We start from the raw sequence: 3519 nt of genomic DNA on the forward strand, positions 1-3519 counted from the left end.
ATCACGATTGGGACGGGTGGTGTAACGGGTGTTTATTATCCGACGGGTGGTGCGATTTGCCGTTTGGTGAACAAGGGCCGGAAGGAGCACGGGGTTCGGTGTTCTGTGGAATCGACCGGTGGGTCGGTTTACAACATCAACACCATTCGCGAGGGCGAGCTGGAGTTTGGGGTGGCGCAGTCTGACTGGCAGTACCATGCGTATAACGGCACCTCGAAGTTTGAGGACGCGGGCGCGTTTGAGAATCTGCGGGCGGTGTTCTCGGTACATCCCGAGCCGTTCACGGTTGTGGCGCGCGCCGATGCGGGCATTTCCAGCTTTGAGGACCTCAAGGGCAAGCGCGTGAACATCGGTAACCCGGGTTCGGGTCAGCGCGGCACGATGGATGTTGTGCTGGAAGCGATGGGCTGGACCATTGATGACTTTGAACTGGCCTCGGAACTGAAAGCGGCTGAACAGTCGGCGGCGCTGTGCGACAACCAGCTGGACGCGATGATCTACACCGTGGGTCACCCGTCGGGGTCGATTCAGGAAGCCACCACGGCCTGTGACTCGGTTCTGGTGAACGTGACCGGTGATGCGATCAGCGGTCTGATCGACGGCAATTCCTACTACCGCACCGCGACCATTCCGGGCGGGATGTATCGCGGCTCGGACGCGGACACCACGACCTTTGGTGTGGGCGCGACCTTTGTGACCTCGGCAGATGTGTCGGATGATGCGGTCTATGCGGTTGTCAGCTCGGTCTTTGAAAACTTCGATGACTTCAAAAAGCTGCACCCGGCCTTTGCCAACCTGAAGCCGGAAGAGATGATTGCGGATGGCCTGTCGGCGCCGCTGCATCCGGGTGCCGAGAAGTACTATAAGGAACAAGGCTGGCTGCAGTAAGCCGGACCTGATGCGGGGCGCGCCAGTGACGGGCGCGCCCTTTTTGCACACCCGGGGGAGCGGGTGACAACGAGGCCGAACCGGCCCGAATAATCCCAGAGCGACGGGGAGACGCCAGATGAGTTCCGACACCCAATCCAACCGCCCGCTATCCGAGGAAGAGCTTCAGGATCTGGTGGCCTCGTCCGATGCGGGCGCGCGCAATCCGGCGGGCAATGTCGGGGTCTTCCTGGCCATCGTCGCGGTGCTGTGGTCGGTCTTTCAGGTGGTGCTGGCTTCACCTTTGTCAAACGCGCTGCTGCCGGGCAGCGTGGTGAACAACTCGCGCCAGATCCATCTGGCTTTTGCGATCTTTCTGGCCTTTGCGGCCTATCCGGCGCTGAAATCCAGCCCGCGTGACTACATTCCGATTCAGGACTGGATCATGGGCGTGGCGGGCGCGGTGATCGCGCTTTACGGCTATATCTTCTACGAAAAAGTCGTGAATAACGGCCTGCTGGCCGATGACGTGGACAAATGGGTCGCTCTGGGCGGGTTGCTGCTGCTGTTCGAGGCGGCGCGCCGCGCGCTTGGCCCGGCGATGGCGATCATTGCGACGATTTTCCTGGCTTACGTGTTCTTTGGTTCCTCCGACTGGGTGCCCGAGGTGATCCAGTGGAAGGGCGCCAGCCTGAAAAAGGCCATGAGCCATATGTGGATCACGTCCGAGGGTGTGTTTGGCATCGCTTTGGGCGTGTCGACCAAGTTCGTCTTCCTCTTCGTGCTGTTCGGGGCGCTTTTGGATAAGGCGGGCGCGGGCAATTACTTTATCAAGATGGCCTTTGGCGCGCTGGGGCACCTGCGCGGCGGCCCGGCCAAGGCGGCTGTGGTGGGTTCTGCGGCGACCGGGCTGATCTCGGGGTCATCCATCGCCAATGTTGTGACCACCGGCACCTTCACCATTCCGCTGATGAAGCGGGTGGGCTTTTCCAGCGAACAGGCGGGCTCGGTCGAGGTCGCCTCATCCGTGAACGGTCAGATCATGCCGCCGGTGATGGGCGCTGCGGCCTTTCTGATGGTGGAATATGTGGGCATCTCTTATGTCGAGGTGATCACCCACGCCTTCCTGCCAGCGGCGATTTCCTACATCGCGCTGGTCTATATCGTGCACCTGGAGGCGGTGAAGCGGAACATGCCGACGCTGGGCAACCGCGTGGTCTCGATGGGGCGCACGATTGGCGGCATGGCGATCTTCTTCGTGGGCTTTGCCGGGCTGTGTTATGGCATCCAGTATCCGATCAAGGGCATCATTGCGTTGATCCCCGGAGCCTCGGGTCTGGTGCTGTCGGGCCTGATCGTGCTGGCCTATCTGTTCCTGTTGAAACTGGCCTCGGGGGTTGAGGATCTGGTCCCCGATGATCCCAACGCCAAAGAGGTCGAGCTGCCGGTGATTGCCGATATCTACAAGGCCGGTCTGCATTACCTGCTGCCGATCATCGTGCTGGTCTACTTCCTGATGATCGAACAGAAATCGCCGGGCCTGTCGGCCTTCTGGGCGACCTCGCTGCTGTTCGTGATCCTGCTGACGCAGAAGCCGATGAAGTCGATCTTCCGCGGTGAGAACAACACCGCAAACGCCTTCCGCGACGGTGTGGTTGACCTGTGGAACGGTCTGATCGACGGCGCGCGCAACATGATCGGCATCGCGCTGGCCACCGCCACTGCGGGCGTGATCGTGGGCACCGTGACGCTGACCGGTGTGGGTCAGGTGATGGCCGATCTGGTCGAGTTCCTGTCGGGCGGCAACCTGATTGCCATGCTGGCGCTGGTGGGCCTGCTGAGCCTCATTCTGGGCATGGGCCTGCCGACCACGGCGAACTATATCGTCGTCAGCTCACTGATGGCCGGTGTGGTTGTCGAGCTTGGCGCGCAGGACGGTCTGATCGTGCCGCTGATCGCGGTGCATCTGTTTGTGTTCTACTTCGGCATCATGGCCGATGTGACGCCGCCCGTGGGTCTGGCCAGCTTTGCCGCTGCTGCCGTGTCGGGCGGGGACGCGATCAAGACGGGCTTTACCGCCTTCTTCTACAGCTTGCGCACCGTGGCGCTGCCGTTTGTGTTCATCTTCAACACCGATCTGCTGCTCATTGATGTGGGTTGGGTGCAGGGCATTCTGGTGGCCATCTCTGCGACCATCGCGATCCTGATCTTCACCGCTGGCACCATGGGCTGGTTCCTGACGAAGAACCGCATCTATGAAAGCGTGGCCCTGATCCTGATCGCATTCGCGCTGTTCCGTCCGGACTTCTTCATGAACCGCATCGCACCGCCTTTTGCGCAGATCGATCCGGCACAGCTGGAGCAGGCGGTGGGCGAGGCCGCCCCGGGCAGCAGCTTGCGCATCGAGGTCGAAGGTCCCGATTTCGACACCGGCAACATGACCGAGACCACCGTGGTCCTGACCATCGGCGACGAGGCCGACGGCGCCGCCCGTATCGACGCCCTGGGCCTGATCCCGCTGGAGGAAGACGGTCTGGTCAAGCTGGACGAGCCACTGTTCGGAACCCCGGTCTCGGACGAGCTGTCGAACTTCGACTACTACGCCGACGAGCCGGTCCGCATCACCACCGTACAGGCCCCCCAGAACCAGCC

At 61.6% G+C, this 3519-nt stretch carries 2 protein-coding genes; both read left to right on the forward strand.

Going from position 1 to position 3519, the window contains the following annotated elements; genetic code table 11:
- On the forward strand, nucleotides 1–888 hold an 888-nt coding region (locus tag ACR0K4_RS22870), incomplete at its 5' end, for a TAXI family TRAP transporter solute-binding subunit (protein ID WP_480855902.1).
- Between the two features lie 118 nt (nucleotides 889–1006).
- Nucleotides 1007–3519: TRAP transporter permease (locus tag ACR0K4_RS22875; protein ID WP_480855903.1), on the forward strand; the 2513-nt coding region annotated here is incomplete at its 3' end.

This window comes from Ruegeria sp. K11, assembly GCF_056531905.1.